General features: G+C 64.4%; 28 protein-coding genes. 4 read left to right on the forward strand and 24 right to left on the reverse strand.

Going from position 1 to position 19,096, the window contains the following annotated elements; all coding sequences use genetic code 11:
- Window positions 1-169 precede the first annotated feature (169 nt).
- On the forward strand, window positions 170-1,003 hold the full coding sequence (locus tag H585_RS0109305) for a glycosyltransferase (protein WP_138708176.1): 834 nt from the start codon (window positions 170-172) through the stop codon (window positions 1,001-1,003).
- 12 nt (window positions 1,004-1,015) lie between these two features.
- Here the strand turns inward: H585_RS0109305 and H585_RS23675 are convergent, their stop codons facing one another.
- From H585_RS23675 to H585_RS0109400, 19 genes are all read right to left on the reverse strand, one after another.
- Entirely contained in the window at window positions 1,016-1,561 is a 546-nt protein-coding gene (locus H585_RS23675) for a tail fiber assembly protein (RefSeq protein WP_051183063.1), read from the reverse strand.
- Window positions 1,562-1,570: 9 nt separating this feature from the next.
- Window positions 1,571-2,866, reverse strand: coding sequence for a phage tail protein (locus H585_RS23680; RefSeq protein ID WP_051183064.1), 1,296 nt, complete (start codon window positions 2,864-2,866; stop codon window positions 1,571-1,573).
- A gap of 145 nt (window positions 2,867-3,011) precedes the next feature.
- Window positions 3,012-3,566, reverse strand: coding sequence for a phage tail protein I (locus H585_RS21265; protein ID WP_051183066.1), 555 nt, complete (start codon window positions 3,564-3,566; stop codon window positions 3,012-3,014).
- On the reverse strand, window positions 3,559-4,677 hold the full coding sequence (locus H585_RS0109325) for a baseplate assembly protein (protein WP_027367620.1): 1,119 nt from the start codon (window positions 4,675-4,677) through the stop codon (window positions 3,559-3,561). The genes H585_RS21265 and H585_RS0109325 overlap by 8 nt, the downstream gene beginning before the upstream one ends.
- The gene (locus tag H585_RS0109330) at window positions 4,674-5,006 is read right to left on the reverse strand and encodes a GPW/gp25 family protein (protein WP_014261452.1); all 333 of its coding nucleotides are present in this window, start codon (window positions 5,004-5,006) and stop codon (window positions 4,674-4,676) included. Before H585_RS0109330 ends, H585_RS0109325 begins: the two co-directional genes overlap by 4 nt.
- Window positions 5,003-5,389 carry a phage tail protein gene (locus tag H585_RS0109335; protein ID WP_027367622.1) on the reverse strand — a complete coding sequence of 129 codons (387 nt, stop codon included), beginning with the start codon at window positions 5,387-5,389 and terminating at the stop codon, window positions 5,003-5,005. The genes H585_RS0109330 and H585_RS0109335 overlap by 4 nt, the downstream gene beginning before the upstream one ends.
- A 9-nt stretch (window positions 5,390-5,398) precedes the next feature.
- Entirely contained in the window at window positions 5,399-5,590 is a 192-nt protein-coding gene (locus H585_RS0109340; RefSeq protein WP_027367623.1) for a hypothetical protein, read from the reverse strand.
- A gap of 131 nt (window positions 5,591-5,721) precedes the next feature.
- The gene (locus tag H585_RS22150; protein ID WP_051183068.1) at window positions 5,722-6,438 is read right to left on the reverse strand and encodes a phage baseplate assembly protein V; all 717 of its coding nucleotides are present in this window, start codon (window positions 6,436-6,438) and stop codon (window positions 5,722-5,724) included.
- Window position 6,439: 1 nt separating this feature from the next.
- Entirely contained in the window at window positions 6,440-7,456 is a 1,017-nt protein-coding gene (locus H585_RS0109350) for a phage late control D family protein (protein ID WP_027367624.1), read from the reverse strand.
- The gene (locus tag H585_RS0109355) at window positions 7,456-7,668 is read right to left on the reverse strand and encodes a tail protein X (RefSeq protein ID WP_244432513.1); all 213 of its coding nucleotides are present in this window, start codon (window positions 7,666-7,668) and stop codon (window positions 7,456-7,458) included. Before H585_RS0109355 ends, H585_RS0109350 begins: the two co-directional genes overlap by 1 nt.
- Window positions 7,655-9,136 (reverse strand): GAT domain-containing protein, encoded by a 1,482-nt coding sequence (locus tag H585_RS0109360; RefSeq protein WP_027367626.1) that lies wholly within the window; start codon window positions 9,134-9,136, stop codon window positions 7,655-7,657. Before H585_RS0109360 ends, H585_RS0109355 begins: the two co-directional genes overlap by 14 nt.
- Window positions 9,129-9,305 carry a hypothetical protein gene (locus H585_RS23250; protein ID WP_154658849.1) on the reverse strand — a complete coding sequence of 59 codons (177 nt, stop codon included), beginning with the start codon at window positions 9,303-9,305 and terminating at the stop codon, window positions 9,129-9,131. The genes H585_RS0109360 and H585_RS23250 overlap by 8 nt, the downstream gene beginning before the upstream one ends.
- A gap of 37 nt (window positions 9,306-9,342) precedes the next feature.
- The gene (locus H585_RS21275) at window positions 9,343-9,678 is read right to left on the reverse strand and encodes a phage tail assembly protein (protein WP_051183070.1); all 336 of its coding nucleotides are present in this window, start codon (window positions 9,676-9,678) and stop codon (window positions 9,343-9,345) included.
- Window positions 9,679-9,687: 9 nt separating this feature from the next.
- Window positions 9,688-10,206, reverse strand: coding sequence for a phage major tail tube protein (locus H585_RS0109375; protein WP_014261460.1), 519 nt, complete (start codon window positions 10,204-10,206; stop codon window positions 9,688-9,690).
- Between the two features lie 12 nt (window positions 10,207-10,218).
- A complete protein-coding gene (locus tag H585_RS0109380; RefSeq protein ID WP_027367627.1) occupies window positions 10,219-11,685 on the reverse strand; it encodes a phage tail sheath family protein in 1,467 nt (488 codons plus the stop codon).
- Between the two features lie 3 nt (window positions 11,686-11,688).
- Window positions 11,689-12,036: a hypothetical protein gene (locus H585_RS21280; RefSeq protein WP_034627635.1), complete on the reverse strand. Its 348-nt coding sequence runs from the start codon at window positions 12,034-12,036 to the stop codon at window positions 11,689-11,691.
- A complete protein-coding gene (locus H585_RS0109390; RefSeq protein ID WP_027367629.1) occupies window positions 11,996-12,514 on the reverse strand; it encodes a hypothetical protein in 519 nt (172 codons plus the stop codon). The genes H585_RS21280 and H585_RS0109390 overlap by 41 nt, the downstream gene beginning before the upstream one ends.
- Before the next feature lie 465 nt (window positions 12,515-12,979).
- Window positions 12,980-13,261, reverse strand: a complete 282-nt coding sequence (locus H585_RS0109395) for a hypothetical protein (RefSeq protein ID WP_027367630.1) — start codon at window positions 13,259-13,261, stop codon at window positions 12,980-12,982.
- A gap of 59 nt (window positions 13,262-13,320) precedes the next feature.
- Window positions 13,321-13,734 carry a hypothetical protein gene (locus H585_RS0109400; RefSeq protein ID WP_027367631.1) on the reverse strand — a complete coding sequence of 138 codons (414 nt, stop codon included), beginning with the start codon at window positions 13,732-13,734 and terminating at the stop codon, window positions 13,321-13,323.
- Between the two features lie 181 nt (window positions 13,735-13,915).
- Here H585_RS0109400 and H585_RS0109405 point away from each other — a divergent pair, with 181 nt between their 5' ends.
- From H585_RS0109405 to H585_RS22895, 3 genes are all read left to right on the forward strand, one after another.
- Window positions 13,916-14,668 (forward strand): S24 family peptidase, encoded by a 753-nt coding sequence (locus H585_RS0109405; protein WP_027367632.1) that lies wholly within the window; start codon window positions 13,916-13,918, stop codon window positions 14,666-14,668.
- Window positions 14,669-14,765: 97 nt separating this feature from the next.
- On the forward strand, window positions 14,766-14,987 hold the full coding sequence (locus H585_RS0109410; RefSeq protein ID WP_027367633.1) for a hypothetical protein: 222 nt from the start codon (window positions 14,766-14,768) through the stop codon (window positions 14,985-14,987).
- 15 nt (window positions 14,988-15,002) lie between these two features.
- Complete coding sequence (locus H585_RS22895; protein WP_244432514.1) at window positions 15,003-15,122, forward strand: DUF1540 domain-containing protein; 120 nt, start codon at window positions 15,003-15,005, stop codon at window positions 15,120-15,122.
- A 317-nt stretch (window positions 15,123-15,439) separates the two neighbouring features.
- Here H585_RS22895 and H585_RS0109415 read toward each other — a convergent pair whose 3' ends face one another.
- From H585_RS0109415 to H585_RS22155, 5 genes are all read right to left on the reverse strand, one after another.
- A complete protein-coding gene (locus H585_RS0109415; RefSeq protein WP_027367634.1) occupies window positions 15,440-15,802 on the reverse strand; it encodes a type II toxin-antitoxin system RnlB family antitoxin in 363 nt (120 codons plus the stop codon).
- Window positions 15,799-16,854, reverse strand: a complete 1,056-nt coding sequence (locus H585_RS0109420; RefSeq protein WP_027367635.1) for an RNase LS family HEPN domain-containing protein — start codon at window positions 16,852-16,854, stop codon at window positions 15,799-15,801. Before H585_RS0109420 ends, H585_RS0109415 begins: the two co-directional genes overlap by 4 nt.
- 232 nt (window positions 16,855-17,086) lie before the next feature.
- Window positions 17,087-17,533, reverse strand: coding sequence for a MerR family transcriptional regulator (locus tag H585_RS0109425; protein WP_027367636.1), 447 nt, complete (start codon window positions 17,531-17,533; stop codon window positions 17,087-17,089).
- A gap of 164 nt (window positions 17,534-17,697) precedes the next feature.
- Window positions 17,698-18,096: a hypothetical protein gene (locus H585_RS0109430; protein ID WP_034627638.1), complete on the reverse strand. Its 399-nt coding sequence runs from the start codon at window positions 18,094-18,096 to the stop codon at window positions 17,698-17,700.
- On the reverse strand, window positions 18,020-19,084 hold the full coding sequence (locus tag H585_RS22155; protein WP_027367638.1) for a hypothetical protein: 1,065 nt from the start codon (window positions 19,082-19,084) through the stop codon (window positions 18,020-18,022). Before H585_RS22155 ends, H585_RS0109430 begins: the two co-directional genes overlap by 77 nt.
- Between the last annotated feature and the right edge of the window lie 12 nt (window positions 19,085-19,096).

The following is a 19,096-nucleotide window of genomic DNA, read 5'->3' on the forward strand; positions in this document are numbered from 1 at the left end:
GAACCCGCGGGAGGGTTCCCAAACAGCGCATGATGTCTGTCGCTTCAGGTAGTTTTACTACAAGATTTTTTTACGATCACGGCATCACACCAGGTCCTTGAATAAACTCGTTTTCTATCGCTGCCATAATACCAGCTGCAGACCCTAAAACCTGAAAGGTATCTCCATTATGATCCATGTCTCACTGACCTCGACATCCTTTCGGATGCCCATCGTCTACTACACGCTCATCTCCTTGCTGCGACAAAGGCAGGTTGAGTATCGGCTGTACCTATGGCTCTCGCGAGAGCCTTTTGCCTTGGACAAGGGGGTGGACGCGATACCGGATGAAATCGCGGAGCTTCAATCGGATATGTTCCACGTCGGGTTCGCACCAAACACCGGCTCCTACAGAAAGTTGCTCCCCCTTCTACAGATCGTCTCGGCCCCGGATGACTTGATCGTCATCGCTGACGACGATGTGATCTATAATCGGAATTGGCTGGACCGGCTGGGTAATGCCGCCGAGGCTCGTCCGCGCGACATTGTCTGTTGCCGCGCGCGGCAGCCCAGAAGGAACGCTCTGGGAGGGCTCCGGCCCTACAAGAAGTGGCCCTATGTAAACCGCGAACTTCGCGACAAGCGGCTCTTGCCCATAGGCGTGGGAGGTGTGGCCTACAGGCGCGGCTTCTTCCCAGACCTGTCCATATTTGATGGCTGCAACGAACTGGCCTTCTGCAAGGATGACCTTTTCCTCAAGTTCTGCACGCATGCACATATTGAGTCTGTCACGCGTATCGCCAACGGCGAGAGCCTCTTCTCCATTATCGAGACTGGAGAAACCTTGTTCAGCCTGAACAAGCGGTCCTACCCGCGCTTCGGCAAGTCGGACGGGCTGCTGGCAGGTCTGGTCCGCACGAAGCGCTCGGCCAGCGTACTGCGCTCCCTGGGATTGTTGACCACCGAGAACGATAAGACCAACCAGGTGCTCGCAGATCATTTTGGATTCAATCCCTACCAGTGAGCCCCGAAAATTCTATCCAAGGGCCTTAGGCTCGCCCGGCCACGGGCAAGCCGCATCGTCCGGCCCGGCCCACGGAAATCCCGCCTGCGCGGGCAGGTCGCGCAGGGCCTGGCGATAAGCTGCCCATGCGGCGCGCCCGGCCTCGGCAATAGTGTAGTCCGCCATCATGAGGTAGTCGCAGGCCGAGAGCCTGCGGTCGCGCTCGTCGCGCACGGCAACTGCCAGCCGCTCCAGGCGCATATCCTCGGGCATCTCGGGCCTGATCATCGTGGCACCCACGGGCAGCGCCCCCAGGTCCTCCATGCTGCGCCCCTCATGCTGCCAATCGTCCTCGGGCAGCCAGTAGCGCTCACCTCGATGGTCCTCGACAAGTTCCCAGCCCTGGCCTGTCCAGCAGGCCGCATGGCCGGCAGGAACCTCGGGCGGCGTCTGCTCCGTGGCCCGGGAGGGAATCAGGTAGCGCGGCTCGCCGGCTAGTTCGGTTTCCAGGGGGTCGAGGTCGGCTGGCGTGCTGCTCAGGTACTCATGCGTTTCTAAATGATAATGATATATATGCATAACCGACTCCTAGTATTTTATGCAGGCCAGCAGGGCCATGTTGCGGGGGCGAGTCTCAACTCCACCTACAGTGCTTGACGAGATTCCCTGCCAATTCGAGCTTTGATTATCTCTGTCGAGTGACCAGCCTCCTGGTCCACCTTCCCAGTGCGCATAGATCTGCGGATTGTGGTTGTGTGCTCTGAACGCATCCGCCTGTGCACTGCCAAAGACTCGCCCGATATCGGCCCCCCGTCCGTCATCCCACCCCCTGACGAACTCTCCGCGCAGATCCGGCAGTTTGAATGTCGTGCTCCCGTCTCCAGCTCCAAAAGATGTGCCGATGGCCGCGAACAAGCCGGCATAGGTTGCGCGGCCCACAGCCGCGCCGTTGCACTTGAGCCAGCCCTCGGGCGAGCTGCTGCGCGCGAAGAAGGCCACGGTCCCGGCCGGCGTAGCGGCATTGATATCTGCCTTGCGGGCTATGTCGTCATCGGCAAGCGGCGCGGCGACTTTGGCCCGGCCCGCGCTGTCGCGCAGCATATAAGCGCCGGCAGTGGCCGCGCTCGTGGCTCCCAGCACTGCCAGGGCCGTCTCGGGCCGCGCGAGCACCCAGCGGCCGGGGTTTGCCTCGGCGCTGTCCGGCGTGATGACTTCGGGCACTGCCTCGTCAGCCAGGCTGTCCTTGTCGAAGCGGTAGAAGGTGAGCACTCCGGGCGAAGTCTCCACCACGGCCAGCTCTTTGGCCTTGCACTCGCCCCAGGAGATGGCGTCCAAAGCCCCTGCCACGCCGCCGGTCAGGGCCGTGAGCCGAGCGAACCGGGCGTGGTTCTCCACGTCGCGCTTGGTGGCGATGACCAGCGTGTCTTCGAGCACAGCTCGAACCTGCACGCCGGCGGCCGAGCGCATCAGGAAGGTGAAATCGAGCTCCACCAGGTTGTTGCCGCCCTGGGCCGGGATGTAGTCGGCCTGCGCCGGGTCCTCGACGTGCGTGACCATGTACAGGATCTCGTCCGAGCTCTGGGGCAGGTCCGGGTCCCGGGCGAACACGCCGCACTCCTGCCAGTCAAAGCCCGCGGCCAGTCCGATGTTGCTCAGGACTCCGTGGACTTCGAACGAGCCGTCGCCGCGCGCCACGGGCTCGCCCACGGCCACGCGCGTCTGCTCGGCCAAAAGCGCCGTGAGCGTGGACGGGTCCGTGCCTTCGGGCCAGATCCCGGAGCCCGCGGCCAGGTTCGTGAGGTCGAGGACCGAGCCGGCGAAGGCCAGCTTGTTGTCCAGGGCCAGGCCCTGGAGGGTCTTGGTAAATGTAGCGAAATTCGGCATTGCTCTGCTCCTTTAGCTGACGTTGAACGAGTCCGTCCTGGACTCGTTCAACTCCGTAATGGTGTAGTAAAACTCCACCATTACGGACGATTGCTTCGCACCCGGTGGGCCGTCCTGGCCCTGACAGCCCGTTTTCAACGGGCTGTCAGGACAGTGTCAGGCGATAGCCCGCATGGAGGATGCCGACCATGCCGGCCTTGCCCGTGCTCTCGCGGGGCAGGCGGATGGCCTCGAAGTGGCTGCGCACGTTCTTGACCTCGTTCACGGCCTTGCGGATGTCCTGGTAGAGCGCTTCGCTTCCGACCTGTGTGTCCACGAGCACGCGAAAGGTGTACGGGGCTCCGCCGTACTCGAACCACTCCTCCATGCGCACGGCGGCAAACGGCGCCAGGGCCAGGCGCACGGCCTGGGCCGTGCCCTTGTAGCGGTGCACCTGCACCGCGTTGCGCACGGCCGTGCGTTTGCGCGCAAGGCTCCAGTCAGGGTCCCACACGTCCACGTGCAGCCTCGCGGCCAGGTGGGTCAGCACGGCCTCGTCCAGCTCGTCGATGCGCGCCCACAGGAGGCTATTGCGGCTGGAGGCGAGCACGCCGCGCAGCCTGGCGTCCAGGGCCAGGGCCGCGGCCCTGACGGCTTCGTCGCCGCTAAGAGATGGCGGCAGGAACTCCAGCAGGCCGACCTCGACAAGCTTCCTACTCATCCTCCAGGCCTCCATAGCTCACATTCTTGCTGCCGAGCCGGGCCACCTGGCTCAGGTCCAGGGCCGTGTAGGCCGGAGAGGCGACCTCCGCCCGCTTGGCCCCGGCAGCCCTGATGCGGCCGATCAGCTCGGACGGATTCAGGTCCCGGCCGAGCCTGGCCGACTGCCAGGCCACGTACTCGTCCACGGCCGCGTTCACCGCGGCCTGGATGGAGGCCAGGGCCAGCTTGTCCTCGGCATAGACCCAGTAGGTCACGTCCAGGTCGAAGGGCACGGGCGTCGGGGCCAGGACCTCCACGCTGTCCGTGAGCGGCCGGCGCTTCTCGGCCGTGAGCGCATCCTTGACAAGGTCGAGGATGTCCTGGCCCGGGATCTCGCCGCCGGCCAGCAGCAGCCGGACCTCGACCACGCCCGGAGCCGGCGAGTGCACGGACACGTCCGAGACCAGCGCGCTGGCGCTCTTGGCCCAGTACACGTAGGCCCCGGCCGGGCCGGCCGTGGAGAACGACTCGGGTGAGATGACCACGCGCTCGCGGAAGTGCTCGTCATCCTCCTCGTCGCAGCCGCCCGCGCTCTCGGTCGTGTTCGTCACGGCCGTGACGTCGAGCAGCGCGTCCATGAGACGGTTGATCTGGCCGGTCACGTAGCCGTTGCCGAGCGTGCCGGCTTCCCGGCATCGGGCCGTCACGTCCACGTGGAATTTGTTGGCCTCTATCTCGGCCGGGGCCGTGGTCTCGAAGACGAGCACATGGTCGGGCGTGGCCCGCGTGCCGGCCGGTATGGCCACGGGGTACTCCGGGGCCTGGGGCCTGGAGAAACGTAGCGTTACCTGAGCCGGGACAGCGGGCAGGCGCTGCACGTCCGAGAGCACCCCGATGTGGTCCAGGTACTCGCCGTCGGCCAGGGCCACGAGGTTGCGCTTGCCGGCCAGGTCGATGAGCACGTTCTGCTGCACGACGATCGCGGCCAGGGCCTCCAGGAACAGCCGCTCCGGCGCGCCGGGCGCCAGGCTGCGGCCCGTGAATCCCTGATGCGCGAGCAGGATTGCGTCCCTGACCTTGGCCGCGTCGGTCTCGCAAAAGGACACCGCGGGCAGGGTCTTGAGGTTCACAGCACGCCCTCCTTGACCCGGATGCGCAGCACTGGCTTAAGCCGCCCCTCGCCCGCGTCCGTGGCGTCGTTGCGCCAGTCGATGCGCGCCACGCTCACGCGCGGCTCGTAACGTTGCACGGCCTGCACCATGGACGCCGCGCAGCGGGCCTTGGCCTCGGGCGTGGGCGCGTCTAGCCAGCCCATGTCCACGCCGAAGGCGCGGTCCAGGACCACGCTGCCCTTGGGCGTGCCCAGGATGACGCGCACGTTCTGCAGAATTTCGGTCAGCCCGGTCGCCCCGATTACCAGCGGCACGGGCGTGGTCGTGACTTCGATTTCAGCGCTCATGCGTACTCCATGAATTTGGCCTGCAGCTCGACCACCATGGGCTTGCCCTTGCCGGTCGTCTGTTTCCAGGATTCCGAAAGCTCCACGAGCACGAAGGTGCCCAGGTTCACGCCGCCGATGATGAGCGGCTGCTCCTCAGCCTCGGACAGGCAATCCTCCAGAAGCTCCAGCTCCTCGGCCGGATCGGCCAGGAAGGCCGTGTCCAGGCGCATGCGCAGGCTCACCTCGGCCAGGTCCCGGCCCAGGGTCTGCAGGCGCGGCCTGCCGTCGAGCACCTCGTGCCGCGCGTGGCGCAGGCCCTGCCTGCGCTCCAGGTCGCGGAAGGTGCGCGTGCCCAGGCTGGACACTTCAAAGGCAATGGACCCGAAACTGCCTACCTGCATGGGGTTCTCCTATTTGTGCGCCGTGGCCGGCGGGACGGTCGGCGTGCCGCCGATGTCCTCCAGCTTCTGCAACTCGGCATAGATACCCTTGGCCACGCACTCGACGAAGAGTTGCAGCCCGGAATATGTGGTGTCGAACAGGTCATGGCCTTCCATTTCTCTCAGGATGGCATCCTTGATGGCCTGGGCGTTCGTCGCCATGCGCTCCTCCTTGTGCTGGGCGCTGTCGTCACACTGTCTTGGAGAGGGCTCTGCCCTCTCCATTCCCGACAGGGGCGGGTGGGGTCCGGGGAGGGCAAAGCCCTTTCCGGTTCATGGCCAGATGGCCCTAACTACATGCTCGCAAACACCACCGCGGACTTCTGCGGGTGCTTTATGCCGAGCACGGCGCAGATGCAGTTGCCGGTGACCACGCCGTCCAGCGGCGTCACGGACCCGCCCGGACTGACGAGCGAAATCTTCGGCGCGCTGACCGTGGCCTCGCCCGTGACCGTGATGTTCAGGGTCCCGCCCACGGTTCCGGTCTGGTTGCCCGTCACGCTCACGCTCTGGTCACCGCCCACCGTGGCCGTGAAGTTCTTGACCACATCGAGCTGCATGTTGCCGCCTTTGCCGGGTTCCTCGCTTTCGCTGACCGAGAGCCGCGCGTCGCCCAGGACCGAGCCCGTCAGCGTGTGCTCCTTGCGGTCGTACTCCAGGCTCGTGCCGTCACTGAACGTCACGTGCCATTTGTCCGCGCTGGCCACGGGCACGGTGTCCCGGCTGGAGTAGAAGCTGCCGAGCACGAAGCCCGTCTCCAGGCCCATGGGCAGGAACACGCACAGGACCTGCTCGCCCACGTCGGGCATGGCGTAGTCCTTGTCCGCATGGGTCTTGCGCACGAGCACGGGCAGGTCGTGCGTGATGAGGCCGTCCGCGTTGCCGGGCGTGGCCAGGCGCACCTGCGCCGTGCCCCTGGCCGCGTCCACGGACGTAACCTCGCCGACCTGCACGCTCTGGTTGAGCCTGGCCTCCAGGCTGCGGATCCTGCGTTCGATGTCCTTCAGCATGTCAGTACTCCAGTATCTTGCGGATGCTCAGGTCCGTGCGAAAGCCGCCGGATGCGTCCAGGCTGTGCACGCACTGCTCGATGAACCAGTTGGGTTTGTCGAACGACCCGAAACCCTTGAGCTTCACGACCATGCCCGCCGCCAGCCCCGGCTGGCCCATGAGCGGGATGTCGCCGCTTAAGGCGTCCTTGTTGGCCTCGCGCAGCTCGGCCCGGGCCCGCTCCTGGGCCCCGGCCAGGGACTCCACGCGGCCCTGCACGTGCAGGGTCTGGCCCACGGCCGGCGCGTCGGTCGGCGTGAATGTGTGCAGCTGGTTCTCGGCCTTGCTCACGTCCTTCCAGATGACCGCGCAGGCCCGGTACGTCCCGCTGGTCCTGTATGCCAGCGAGTAGCCGGACAGCGTGGCCACGCCGCGCTCGATGGTCATGGCCGGAGCCTGGGCCTCCTGGTCCTTGGGCGAGTAGACCACGAGCTTTCCGTCGTGGACCTTGAGCTCCAGGCTGCGCTCGCGGCACAGCCTGTCCAGGAAGGACAGGTCCGACTCGTCGCGCTGGTCCAACCGCTCGAAGGTGCAGGCCGTGGGGGCCTGCCAGTCGAGCGATATCTTGGCCTCCTTGGCGATCTGTCCGGCCACGGCCTTGAGGCTCGTGGACTTCCAGCCCCTGCTGCGCGACTCCTGGCGCAGGGCCTGGGTGAGGAAGGCGCTGGAGGCCTTGATCTCGACCACGTCCGGCGCGCCGCTGAAGCGCACCTCGTCCACCTCGAAGCTGCCCAGGCGCAGCTCGTGATTGTCCTTGGGCCCGTGCCAGTCCGTGGCGACGAGCACGGCCTCCACGCGCTCCGTGGGCTGCGGCAGCCAGTCGCCGCGCCACAGCCCCTCGTCGTCTCGCAGGCGGATGGTCAGGTCGTCGGCCATGCCGCCGGCATGGTCCGTGTAGCTGGCGCTTAGCAGGTACGCGGCCAGGTCCTTGCTGATGTCCTTGCCCTGGTAGGTAATGCGCATGACTGCCTGGCGCATCATCGCCTCCAGGGCGGCAGCGTGGCCGCGGGCGCGGCAGCCGGCAGTTCGGGGACGTTGAGAACCACGCCGGCCGAGAACACGGCCACCTCCTGCTGCTGCGGGTTGGCCGCCAGCAGCAGGTGCATGCGCGTCTCGTCATTCCACAGGCGATAGGCGATGAGATCCCAGGTGTCGCCCTGGGTCGTGGTGTATGGGTTAGGCAAAAGCACGGCTCTGTTCCTCGCGCATGATCTCGCGCATAGCCTCGCGGACCACGGTCTTTATCCCACGCGCGTCGGCCCGCAGGCCCTGGTCCACGGCCGCGCGGACCGCCTCCGGGTTCTGCGCGCCGGCCGCGATGCTGATGGTCGGGGAGTAGTTGAGCGCCACATAGCCGCCGGATTGGGGCGACAGGGCCGAAGCAGAGACAGGCAGGGCCTGGGGCGAGGCCTGGGCCATGTTGAACGACTGGTCCAGAGGCCGGTTGTTTATGCTTGTGCCGAGCTGCGACGCGGCAGGAGCAGGCTTGACCGCGCCGACTCCGGCCGAGCTCCGGGCGCCGGTCACCATTGTGATGCTTGGGGATTGCTTGAAATCCACTCCGCCCTGCCCTGCCCGCTTTGCCGGCCCGTTGCTGATGCTTGCACCCAGGTTCGCGCCGCGCGGCGCGGCAGGCACGATCGTGGTCACGCCCTGCGCATTCCCGATCGGCCTGCTTTTCATCCACGGGTCCGGGGGCGTCTTAAGGCCGCGTTGGATGGCAATCTCGATGTCTATTTTCCTGAGCGTCTTGTCGTGTTCCTCGCGGTCTTCTCGATAGAAACTGCCCGCCTTGGCCCGCGAGACCCGCCGCCTCTGCTCCATGAGCAGGGCTTCGTCGGTCTGCATCTTGGTCAGGTAGTCGGCGCCGGCATCCCGGTTCAGATAGAATTTGAGGGTTTGCCAGGAATTCAAGCGATCCTGGACTCCCAGCTTGCCTATGGGCGACTTCGTGTAATCCGACAGAAGCCCGATGAAAGTCCCGAGCCCTGCGCCCGCCAACAGCCCCTGCGGGCCGACGCGTGCTCCAAGCTCTGCGCCCTTGGTCCCGCCTTGCCAAGCGCTCGCCAGGGTCTCATCCCAGCCATGCCGCTTGGGCGGAGGGACTGTGTCGATCAAGGGCCTGCGGCGTGCGATCTCCGCCTCGGCCCTCTGCCTCCAGGGCTCCTTGTAATCGAGATCCAGTTTGTCCAGCGCCTTGCGCGTCTCCCGGATGTCCGCATCAATGAAATCCTTGTACGGAGTGCGCCCTCTCGCACGTTCGAGATTCTCCAGACGGCGCGTCAATCCTTGCCTGGTATGCATGTTTGCTTCGAATTCCTTCCGCCCATCCTCGTCGAACATGTACTTGAGGGATTCCATGGGCCGCAGCCAGCCCTGCTGCTCAAGGTTGGCCCAGGGCAGCAGCTCTGCTTCGAGCTGAACCAGGCCTCCCAGCGCCCCACCCTTGAAGGCGCCCACCGACTTGCTCAAGCCGCCGAGCTTAGCGCCGAGCTTGGCGGACTCCCGGATGCGCTTGAAGCTGTCGATCAGCTCGCTCTCGGGCAGTTCATCCAGAATCTGATCGAACAGGAGGCCGATACTGTCCCCAAGCTCCACTTTCAGAGCGGGACTGCCCTTCCCGGCTGCGCTGTCCTGCGTACTTTTATTCTCAGCCATGCTTCAGCTCCCCGCCGCTCGCCTCGCGGCGGCCATTGGACCTGGCGAAGTCGCTCGCCGGCTTGTGTGGGGCCTGGCGGCCCGGGCTGTGTGCCCAGGCCGCCAGGCGCATGCTCTCCGCTATCCTGGACTGCCGGGCCGGCCGTCGGTTGGAATCGCTTCCAGCCACTCGGCCAGCTCCCGCATGTCCAGCTCCAGGCACTCGCCTAATCCCCAGCCTGCGTAGCGGCAGAGGGCGAGGACGGCTCGCCGGAGTTCGAGCTCCGGGACAAAAAACCGTCCCCTGCGTAAGCCTCCTGCAGCTTGGCGTAGTCCGCGATCTCCAGCTCCTCGATGCTCTGCACGGGCACTCCGGCCAGCACGGCGAACAGGCAGATCTCGGTCTCCTCGTTGCCGTGCTCGCGGCCGTAGGACTCGCGGGCCAGCCTGGCCGCGGCCAGGCGGTCGCGCACCTTGCGGCTCACGCGCAGGCTGAGCTGGCTGGTCTTTTGGCCGTCCACGTCCACCGGGGTGTCCAGGGTGATGCTGCGTATGTCGCTCACGTGCGCCCCTTACATGCCCAGCTGGGTGCGGACCTCGGCGAGCTGATCCTCGCCGCCCACCTTGTGGATGTAGTTGAGCTTGTCGATCTCAAGCTCCTCCTTCCCGTTCAGTTCGACCTTCAAGTAGGTCGTCTCGAACACGTACTCGGCGTCCATGGGCTTGCCCACCTCGAGCTTGCCCAGGCCGCTCTTCTTGGGCAGGCCCTTGACGATCACGCGCAGGGGCATGGGCGTAAGGCGCCCGGAGCCGCCGTCATGGACCTGGATGGAGCCGCGCAGCTCCAGGTGCACGGCCGAAGCCTTGCCAAGGCGCAGGGCCGCGGCCGTGACCGTGCGGAACTTGATGGTCGTGGTCATGGACTTGAAGTGGCCCATGACCGGGCTTTCGTACTCGCCGGCGATGCCCGCGCCCGAGACCGTCTCGGTCATGAGCTCGGGCTCGGGGAGCTGGGCGTCCACGACGCCAAGCAGGACTTCGCCGTCCTGGTAGCAGCGGAAGCCGATGATCTTCTCGGGAATCTTGCTCATGGCTTTGGCCTCCTAGCCGAACAGGGCCTGCAGGTAGCTCGGGTCGTATTCGAGCACGAACTCGATGTCCCGGGCCGGCGCAGGCGGGTTGAGGTACACGTGGAAGCGCAGCACGCCGTCCATGATGTCGGTCACGGGGTTCTCGGCCTCCAGGAAGGTCACGCGGCCGCCGTTGATGATCTCGCGGCTGGTCAGCCCGTTCAGGTTCACGTTCTCGCTGTCCACGATGGTCTGGATGAGCCGGCGCCGGATGGGCCAGTCCACCTTCTGGAAGTAGGTCAGGATGAGCCGGTTGGCGTACCAGCCGAAGAAGCGGCGGATGGGAATCCAGGCGTCCTTGGGATCGGTCACGCTCGGGTAGGCCGCGGTGCGGTTGCCCCAGGCCTTCCAGCCGCCGTCCCAGTTGATGGCCGTGATGATGCCCTGGCCGTTCAGGTAGTTGGCCTGGTCCAGGCCCAGGTACACGTCCACGCCACCAGCCTTGGCGCCCTCGATCATGAGTCGATTGTTGCTCGGGCTGCGGTAGGGGATGTCGTCGTTGTCCGCGTCGATGGAGGCCATGAGCGCGGCCAGGTGCGTGGACAGGTGGTGCTGCACGCCGCTCACGCTGACCTTGGGCCAGCAGACTACCAGGTTCTCGGAGGTCAGGTTGTTGATCTCCTTGTTCTTGGTCGCGTCGGCGTACTTGCTCACCACGGTATCGTCGATGTCCACCAGGGCGATGGCCCGGAACAGGGAGTTGATGCCCTCGCACTTGGCGTCCATGGCAATGGCCACGCCAGCCTGCATGCTGAACCTGGGGGCCACGATCTGGCCGGGCACCAGGCGCAGGCGCGGGAAGACCTCGTGCACGAGCTCAAGGCCCGTGCGCTTGCCCGTCTCGGCGTCCACGCCGCCGATGACGTCGTTGCCCGTGACCTTGGAGGGGTCGCCGTACTCGTAGCTGACCTGCAGGCTGGCGCCCGTCGGGATGGCGGACTTAGGAGCCTCGGGGTCCACGGGGTCCTTGGGGCGTGTGATGGTGCCCAGGGCCAGGTCCACAGTGTAGTCCGGGCCCAGCACGTAGGTCGTCAGGCCGTCCTGGCTGCTGACCACGGGATTGGCCACCAGGCCGACGTGGGCCAGCTGGGCCGTGCCCGAACCGTTCAGGGTCACGGCCTCGGCCGCCACGGCGGTCTTGTGCGTGCTCGGGTCGAAGACGTTGATGCACACCAGCGGGCCCACGCCGTACAGGCCGAAGGCCACCTTGGCCACCTCGCACAGGGTGTAGGCGGACAGGTCATCGCTCCAGCCGAGCTGGTCCACGAACTCTGCGTAGGTGGAGCACAGCACGGGCTGGTTGACCGGCCTGGCCTTGCCCGCATCGAGCAGGTGCACCGGAGCGGAGCCGAAGGCCACGATGAGCCCGGCGCTCACGCTCCTGGGCGGCAAAAGGGATGTCGGGATCTCGGATGCATAGACGCCATGCTTGTAGCTCATGGGCTAGACCTCCATCCTGGCCACGGCGGCATGGGCCCGGGCCAGCTCGGATTTGGGGTTGCGCAGCATTTGCCTGGCCTCGCCGACTTTGCCGAGCGGCACGATGAGGCTGGCGAACTCGGCCGAGGCCTGGGCCAGGGCCTGGACTTGGGCGGGCAGGATTCCGCCGCTGAACACGGTGTTGCGCTGCAGGTGCAGCCGGCCCAGCCTGGCCGGGCCGATGTACATGACGGCCTCGGCAGGCGCGGGCGCGGCCCGGGTCACCGATCTGGACCTGGGCCTGGCCGCAGGCTTGCCCGAAGTCTCGGGACTAGCCTTGCTCCTGCTGGTCCTGGCCGTAGTCTTGGCCATAGAAATCCTCCTCTTGGGGTTGCTCCGGCGCAGGGGTGCGCCAGGTGGTCACGATGCTGGCCCGGCCAAAGGGGCAGGCAGCCTCCTCGTCCAGCAGGCTGTCCATGGGCAGCGTCAGCTCCCAGCCGTCGATCCGACGCGTCTCGCGCAGCACCAGGCGCACGCGCGCCAGGAGGTTGAGCACGTACGCTTGGACCTCCTGCACGTCCTGGCCGGCCTGGGCATTCGCGCCGTAAACGCCCACCTCGATGCGCACGGTCTCCAGGCTGGCCCCCTCCTCGTCCTGCCCCGCGCTCCAGCGCAGGAGAACATAGGGATAGGCCTCGGCTTCAGGGCCCGCATCGAGCGAGGGCGGCGGCAGCCAGCCCAGGTGCACCACGGGCGCGGCGCGCACGGTCTGGTTCACGGCCGGCAGGCGCACATCGGCCAGGCGCTCCTGCAGGAGCCCTTTCAGGCTGTCCATGAGCAAGGCGATCATGGCCGCGCCTCCCTTGATGCATCGGATGGCTGGGACGGCTGAGATGGACGGGACGGATACCGGCGCAGAAACTGGCGCAAACACCGGCCAAGCTGCTGGTGCAGGCGCCGAAATAGCCGGCTGGGCCAAATGGACCGGATGGGCCCAAGGAGCCCAAGGAGCATCACGGGCAGGACGCCCTGCTCCGAGATCGTGCGCAAAGCAAAGCTGTGCATGCGGTCTCCCTTGTGGCTTGGTGCGGCCCCGGATATGGGGCGGTCAGACAGACGGGAGACTAACCGGGAGGAGCAAAAGAGAGGATGGCGCGGTGCAGGATATGCGCGCTACTTCGGGGGGATAGGCGGGATAAGAGGAGGAGAAGAGGAGAAGGAAAATGAAAGAGGCGGCCCATGTAGGCCGCCTTCTTGATGGCTTGCATTCCAACCCCGGCCGCCGGGGTCGCGGCAGGCTTTCGAGCCCGCCCGCTCAATCCTTCCCTGCGCTGCGCTGATTCTGGTCCTGCCGCTGGTCCCTGTCCCAGCGGCGCTGGGCCAGGAGTTCCATGCGCAGCCGGTGGATGAGCCGCGCGTGCTGGTCCAGGGACTCCTGCTGGCGGACCACCATGCGTTCCAGGGCTTCCAGGCGCGGGGCGAACGCGGTGTCCCCTGGCGCGTCGTGTGCGTCAGGCAGGTCATGCGCGTCGGACGCATCGGGCGCCTCATGCGCGTCAGGCACATGAGGCGCGGCGGGCTCGGGGTGGGCAGGCATGCTGCTGACTCCTTGCGCGCAGGGCCGCGGGGCCCGTGCGGAGCGTGCTCCGTGCGCTGTTAGCGGTTCGCGGCATGCTCGGGTGCCGCATCGTCCGGCCGGGCTTCGTCCTTGGGCTTGTTGTCATCGCCGGCTATTCCAGCTGGCCCACCTGGCCCACCTGGCCCGCCCGACTTGGCCGGCCTGTCCGGCCTGTCCAAGTTGTCCAACCTTTCCAGCTTGGCCGGCCTGTCCGTTCTGTCCGTTCCGTCTGTTCTGTCAGGCCTGTCGGGCCTGGCCGGCGCCAGCAGCTCCTCGGGCACGCCCTGGGCCAGGAGCGCATCGCGCAGCCGCTTGGACGGCCTGGCGCCATGCTTGAGCACGAGCGTGATCCACGAGCGGTCGCAGCCGACCTTGCGGGCCAGCTTGTTGCGCGACGTCCTGTTCTCCACGAGGTAGCGCTCGATCATGAGGTGGCGCTCAAGCTCAGTCATTTCGCTTGCTTCCGGATGGTAAACATGTTTAGTTCGCGCGGCTAATGCCTTACTGTTATTGACAACATGTCTTGTCAATTTATCTTGCCGTCTATACGCTTGCGGCGCGATGTGTCAATGTGTTTTGAAATTTATGTCGCTTCTGGACGCAATGTCATACTTTTTGTCAATGTAGCAGGGTATGAAACAGACTTCCGATTTCGCCGTATTCATGCGCAGGGCCCTGGCCGAGACCGGCGCCAGGAGCGGACCGGACCTGGCGCGCTTCCTGGGCATATCGCGGCAGGCCTTCAACTCGGCCAAGCTGCGCAACAGCATCCCGGACAGCTGGCTGACCACGCTGCGCCATAAAGGCATCGACGCCGACAAGCTGCTGCGCCCGGAAGACGGGCATACCGCCGCGGCCGAGGCCGAGGGGCTGGCCAGGGCGGTCATCCACAGCGCCCAGGGCGGCTGTGCAAGCATGCTCCTGCCGCCCGGGGCCTCGCCGTTCGGCGTGGTGCACGGGTCCAGCGAGGCGGGCGGCAGGCACCAGGCCAGCTTCTGGTACTCGCCTCCGCTCATCCTGCCCTGGCTCACGGAAGGCAACGAAATCGCCTTCTCCCAGCCGCGCACCGCCCATGCCTTCGAGCGGGACTGGCTGGCCAGGCGCGGCGAGTGGACCAAGGTGGTCGCCCTGGAGGTGACCGGCGAGGACATGCTGCCGGAGATCGCGCCGGGCAACATGGTCTTCCTGGACACGAGCCAACGCCAGCCGGTCCACGGCGAGACCTACGCCATCGGCGTCGACCGCACGCTGCTCCTGCGCCGCCTGGGCATCCACCAGGGCAAGCCGATGTTCATGCCCGCACGCCAGGACGCGGCCGATCCGCTGCCCTTGGACACGGTGGTGGTCGTGGGCAAGATCCTGTTCTCCTGCCGCGGGGTCAGGTAGCGGGCCGCCCTGCTCGGCCGGGCGAGCATGCCGCCGCGCCACATTCGGCCATATTCGGCTATATTCGGAATGACTCCGCGGGATTAATGGCTGAATTGTGATCGCTTGGCGGCTGAATTTCAGCCAGCTGGTGGTTGAAATTCAGCCACTTGCCGGCCGACATCCACCACATTTCAAGGGTCTGCAAGCACTGCAGGCGGATGTTGGAGAGCCGTTCGTCAGAGGCATCCTGCTCTATAACGGCGCCCAGGGCGCACAGGTGGTCTCGTTCGGCCCCAGGCTGCTGGCTGTTCCGCTGGCACTGCTTGCCGTGGCCTGATTGAGGCCGGCCGGGTTGTGCGCCTGCAAATCCTTCGACTGCTCCTTCAACCGGGATTACGAGTGCACGGCTTCCTCCATCCAGGTCGGGATGAAGCAAAGCCAGCCGGATTGCCTAACGTTCCAGCGGCGTTAAAGGTTCTTCCCGAGTCCAGGGGGAGGCTCCCCCCCAATGCCAATCAGTGCCAATCGAAAGTGCAAATCTGCGGCGAGTTGCTGGCGATTTACTCGTGCGGAGCAAGCTCTCCGCGTGCTCCCTACATGCCACATGGGACCTCTGTCCGCTGTGCTGCCGAAGCCGATCCCCCGCCGCGATCTCCCTGACCTCGGCCAGGCTTGTGAAGAAATGGAAGTCCAGCACCTCGAAAAATAACAAGAATGATTGCGTCGCCCATGCCTTTGAGCGGGATGGCGGGCCTCCGAGCAGGTGGCCACATCGTGGGAGAGGAGGGGTTAAACGGCCAAGCCCTTGCGGAGCTTGTAGCGCGCAGGCTTTGTCAGAACGGTAGTGTCGAGACTGTCGAAGTTGTTCCTGTAGAAATCAGCGGAGATGCTCTGCAAATCCTCGCAGGCATCTTCCACCCTCTTGGCAGACTGAAGCACCAGCTTCCGGCCATCAAAGAGCATCTGCATGAATCGGTTGCTGGTGTTGCCGACAGTCATCAGCAGATCAAAGACCACTAGACCGATGTAGCTGACCCGGCTCAGTTCGTTTTCCACTTCCTGCAACTGATCCAGCGGGTTGATATGAGAAAGGGAGAAGATCAAGAAACCACAATCCGGGTTCGGAATCTTCTTCATCTCGTAGAGTTTCATGGCTTTTCCAACAATTCTCGGCTGTAGTAATCAATTAATGCGAGAGCTTTCTGAGATATATCTAATGCTTGGACTCGATTCTCAAGAATCCTTGTTCCCCCATCCAAACCGTCTGCATGGAATGTACCATGCCGATGTGCCCTATAATGAGGATAGCATGCCTCCAGGGCATCGCAAGTCTTTTGGCAAGAAAGCAGGCGTCGAGTATCGGATTGAAGTTTATACGTTAGGGGTGCCTGGGCGACTTTGTCAAACTTATCTGAAAAATCATTCCATCTCTCGTCACATGCCTTCAACACGATGGCCTTCATGAAGAGTTCAAGAGCCTTCAGGGCTGGGAAAGAAATGACGGAATAGTCTTCGACCATTATCGGCATGCCATGCATGCTGATGGCTGTACTTAGCAGCTTCTTCAGGTCACTGCCGGCAAAAGCATACGCACTGGCGCATTCCCGCACACACACTTCTTGAGCTTCTTGTGGCGTGGCCTTGGTGCCGAAAACATCGCCCAAGTAACCGAGCATTTCCGCTTCAGTGATTTTATCATCTTCAACCAAAAACGTGAGCAATTCCCACGCGAGTACAACTGGAGCTCCTTGCACCAAGAGGGTTCCATTAGCATAGAGGGTGCACATGAGCTTATCCCCCTGTCTGCCTTGCACCCTACGAGATATCTTACCATCATCCTCTCTATGGTCGATTATGGACGCTCCGCATTCCTCGACCAAATAATCTACAAGGAGAGAAAACTTGCCTGCAGTGTAGCCTTTAAGTGTGAGATTGAAATCCTTGATCTTTATACTATGGCAGCCATCAGCAATGAACTGGGCAGCTTGTTCAGCTGCCGGCATATCAGCCCCGGATGGTTGGAGCGTAACTTTGCCAGAGTTCTTGACGTGAACTATTAGCAGAACCTTTTTGCCATCTTTTAAGAAGGCATAATGAGTTGCTGTATTTTTCCGACTAATTGTAACCGCACCACCATCAGCATACTCTTTCAACTTTATAGGAATGAGCTCGCTATTGATCTGGAGATCTTTGTAATTCGCCATCAATTGCTCCGATGGAGGCTGGTTGATTCAGGAATTTGGACTGGTTATCAAACAGGCTATCAAGGAGTCAACGATTTGCACATTTGAATACATACAACCCAATCCCCCAACAACGCTCTCACCCATTTCCCGATCGCTTTTTGCCCATATCGATACATCACCCCTTTGTCCTGCACCGCAAATCAGGAAACCTCGATCATGAGAGACGTCGCTGACGTACGCCGCTGCCCCCTCACGCCGCCCTGCCCCGCAGGCACAGCCGCACGCTGTCGGCCGTGACGCGCAGCGGCGCGTCCGGATGGGCCGTGAGCTTGCCCTCATCCACGTAGTTGCGGATCTCCCGTTCGCTGATGTTCAGCACGAAGGCTGCCTCGTCCACGCGCAGCAGCAGCTTGGTGCGCAGAAGCTGATCGGCCGACACAAGCGGCAGGTTGGCGAAGCAGGACTTGGCCCGCTTGCGCGCGCTCACCGGCAGGACCAGCTGGAAGCCGCTCGGGTTCACCACTGCGCAGGCGCGGGAACAGCCAAGGCAGATGAACTGCAGTTCGCGGGCGAACCAGCGCGAGCGCTCCGGGTTCTGGCACGTAAGCCTCGTGTATGCGTCCGGCTCGATGTGCCCCTGGTAGGGCTGGTAGCCCGCCCCAAGCACCTTGAGCAGCATGTCGATGATCTGGCTCATACAAACTCTCCATTCTCTCTCGCAAGCGATCCCCAAAAGGCATCCGCCCCAACTGGCATCCGCGCTGATCACCCGCCCCGGAGGTGATTCAGTTCTCGACGCTCCCCGCCATGCCCGCTGACGGGTCAGCCGATTGGTCGGCCGGCAGGCGCGCGCAGGCGGCATCAGGCTTTTGCGCTTCGTGCGGCCTTGGGCTGCTCAGCCATGTTCGCCCGCACCCTGGCCATGATCGCCGCCACATTGCGCCGCACCTTGTCCAGGTACTCCGGCGACGGCCTGCCCATGGGCAGGGCCTGGCCGCTGCGCTGGGAGTCCTGCCGCGCTCTGGCCCTGCGCTCATCCCGCATGAGCCGCAGTTCGCGGCCAATGTCGTGCTCGGCGGGGAAGAACGGCGTCTTGAGCCTCGCGCGGCGCGCGGCGGCCGCGAAATCCACATCCGGCACATGGCCGAAGGTCACTGCCCACTCCTCCACGATGACGGCCCGCTCAGGCGCGCTCGGGGAGTTGCGCTGCAGTATCGAGAGCCGCTCCACCGTGTCCTCGATGATCTGCCAAGTTGCCATGCTGTCGGCTCCTTTCCAGGATGCGCAGCGCTGTCGCGCGCTTCTCCGCGTCCTGGGCTTGTGCGTAGGTTCCAGGTACGGGCTGCTTCGCCGCAAGCAGAGACCCGGGGCTCGCCCGGGCTTTGTTCTGCTCGCGGTCGAGCCAGGAGGTGACGAACTTCGCGATGCCGCGCCTGGTCTTGCGGTTCTTGGGATTCCCGATGAGCCAGCCCTTCATGCGCTTGAGCTCCTGGATCACATCCACGGCCGGATAGAGGCGCGCCATCTGCTCAACGAAATCGCGGCGTATCTCGTGCTCGGACCCGTCGTTCAAGGGCAGTGTGCAGACCATGGCCACAAGCCCGGTCCGCCCAGTCCGGCCAGTCAGCCCAGTCCGGGAGTCCTCCGGCCTGGGGTCCGCCGGGAGTTCCGCGCGGGAAGACGAACGAAGTGAGTCTTCCTCTTCCGTCTTTTCTTCTTCAGGAGAGGAAAGGAGAGGAAAGGGGCATTGCTGCGGGCCTGCCGAGAGCATGCCGCGCGCATGCCCTTCGCCTGCGCAGGGCCTGGGCCCGGCATCTTTCTCAGATTCTGGCTCAGATTCTGGCTCAGATTCCGGCTCAGATCCTGGCGCGTATCCCGGCGCGGCTTGCCGGACCTTTGCCCAGCGCGCATCAGCAGCTTTCCTGGCTTGGGCAGTGCGCTCTTCGGCCTTGGTCACCCACGGCTGATGCTCCTCCCAGTCGTGCAGCTTCCAGCCCTCTTCCGTCAGGTCCAGAAAGCCGGCCGTGCGCATGGCTTCCACGAACTGCCCGGGGTCGCCCTCCCAGCCGGCTTCAAGCGCGATGTCCACTTCATCCATTCCGCGCAGAACGCCGTCAGAATGGTTCATTGCCGTCTGGATCCAGAGGTCCAGCAGGCAATCCGTTGAGCCGACACCAAGCAGCATGCGCAGCTTCTTGCGCTTGCGATGGCCCAAAAAGGAGACGGCTATGCGAATATCCGTGTTCACGGCAGCTTACCC

The organism is Desulfocurvibacter africanus subsp. africanus DSM 2603, assembly GCF_000422545.1.
GTDB lineage: Bacteria > Desulfobacterota > Desulfovibrionia > Desulfovibrionales > Desulfovibrionaceae > Desulfocurvibacter > Desulfocurvibacter africanus.

What these genes read in the sequence shown, in the direction of transcription:
- H585_RS0109305 (WP_138708176.1), top strand. Translation starts at nt 170, where the DNA reads ATGATCCATGTCTCACTGACCTCGACATCCTTTCGGATGCCCATCGTC.
- H585_RS23675 (WP_051183063.1), bottom strand. Translation starts at nt 1,561, where the DNA reads ATGCATATATATCATTATCATTTAGAAACGCATGAGTACCTGAGCAGC.
- H585_RS23680 (WP_051183064.1), bottom strand. Translation starts at nt 2,866, where the DNA reads ATGCCGAATTTCGCTACATTTACCAAGACCCTCCAGGGCCTGGCCCTG.
- H585_RS21265 (WP_051183066.1), bottom strand. Translation starts at nt 3,566, where the DNA reads ATGAGTAGGAAGCTTGTCGAGGTCGGCCTGCTGGAGTTCCTGCCGCCA.
- H585_RS0109330 (WP_014261452.1), bottom strand. Translation starts at nt 5,006, where the DNA reads ATGAGCGCTGAAATCGAAGTCACGACCACGCCCGTGCCGCTGGTAATC.
- H585_RS0109335 (WP_027367622.1), bottom strand. Translation starts at nt 5,389, where the DNA reads ATGCAGGTAGGCAGTTTCGGGTCCATTGCCTTTGAAGTGTCCAGCCTG.
- H585_RS0109340 (WP_027367623.1), bottom strand. Translation starts at nt 5,590, where the DNA reads ATGGCGACGAACGCCCAGGCCATCAAGGATGCCATCCTGAGAGAAATG.
- H585_RS22150 (WP_051183068.1), bottom strand. Translation starts at nt 6,438, where the DNA reads ATGCTGAAGGACATCGAACGCAGGATCCGCAGCCTGGAGGCCAGGCTC.
- H585_RS0109350 (WP_027367624.1), bottom strand. Translation starts at nt 7,456, where the DNA reads ATGCGCCAGGCAGTCATGCGCATTACCTACCAGGGCAAGGACATCAGC.
- H585_RS0109360 (WP_027367626.1), bottom strand. Translation starts at nt 9,136, where the DNA reads ATGGCTGAGAATAAAAGTACGCAGGACAGCGCAGCCGGGAAGGGCAGT.
- H585_RS0109375 (WP_014261460.1), bottom strand. Translation starts at nt 10,206, where the DNA reads ATGAGCAAGATTCCCGAGAAGATCATCGGCTTCCGCTGCTACCAGGAC.
- H585_RS0109380 (WP_027367627.1), bottom strand. Translation starts at nt 11,685, where the DNA reads ATGAGCTACAAGCATGGCGTCTATGCATCCGAGATCCCGACATCCCTT.
- H585_RS21280 (WP_034627635.1), bottom strand. Translation starts at nt 12,036, where the DNA reads ATGGCCAAGACTACGGCCAGGACCAGCAGGAGCAAGGCTAGTCCCGAG.
- H585_RS0109390 (WP_027367629.1), bottom strand. Translation starts at nt 12,514, where the DNA reads ATGATCGCCTTGCTCATGGACAGCCTGAAAGGGCTCCTGCAGGAGCGC.
- H585_RS0109395 (WP_027367630.1), bottom strand. Translation starts at nt 13,261, where the DNA reads ATGCCTGCCCACCCCGAGCCCGCCGCGCCTCATGTGCCTGACGCGCAT.
- H585_RS0109400 (WP_027367631.1), bottom strand. Translation starts at nt 13,734, where the DNA reads ATGACTGAGCTTGAGCGCCACCTCATGATCGAGCGCTACCTCGTGGAG.
- H585_RS0109405 (WP_027367632.1), top strand. Translation starts at nt 13,916, where the DNA reads ATGAAACAGACTTCCGATTTCGCCGTATTCATGCGCAGGGCCCTGGCC.
- H585_RS0109415 (WP_027367634.1), bottom strand. Translation starts at nt 15,802, where the DNA reads ATGAAACTCTACGAGATGAAGAAGATTCCGAACCCGGATTGTGGTTTC.
- H585_RS0109420 (WP_027367635.1), bottom strand. Translation starts at nt 16,854, where the DNA reads ATGGCGAATTACAAAGATCTCCAGATCAATAGCGAGCTCATTCCTATA.
- H585_RS0109425 (WP_027367636.1), bottom strand. Translation starts at nt 17,533, where the DNA reads ATGAGCCAGATCATCGACATGCTGCTCAAGGTGCTTGGGGCGGGCTAC.
- H585_RS0109430 (WP_034627638.1), bottom strand. Translation starts at nt 18,096, where the DNA reads ATGGCAACTTGGCAGATCATCGAGGACACGGTGGAGCGGCTCTCGATA.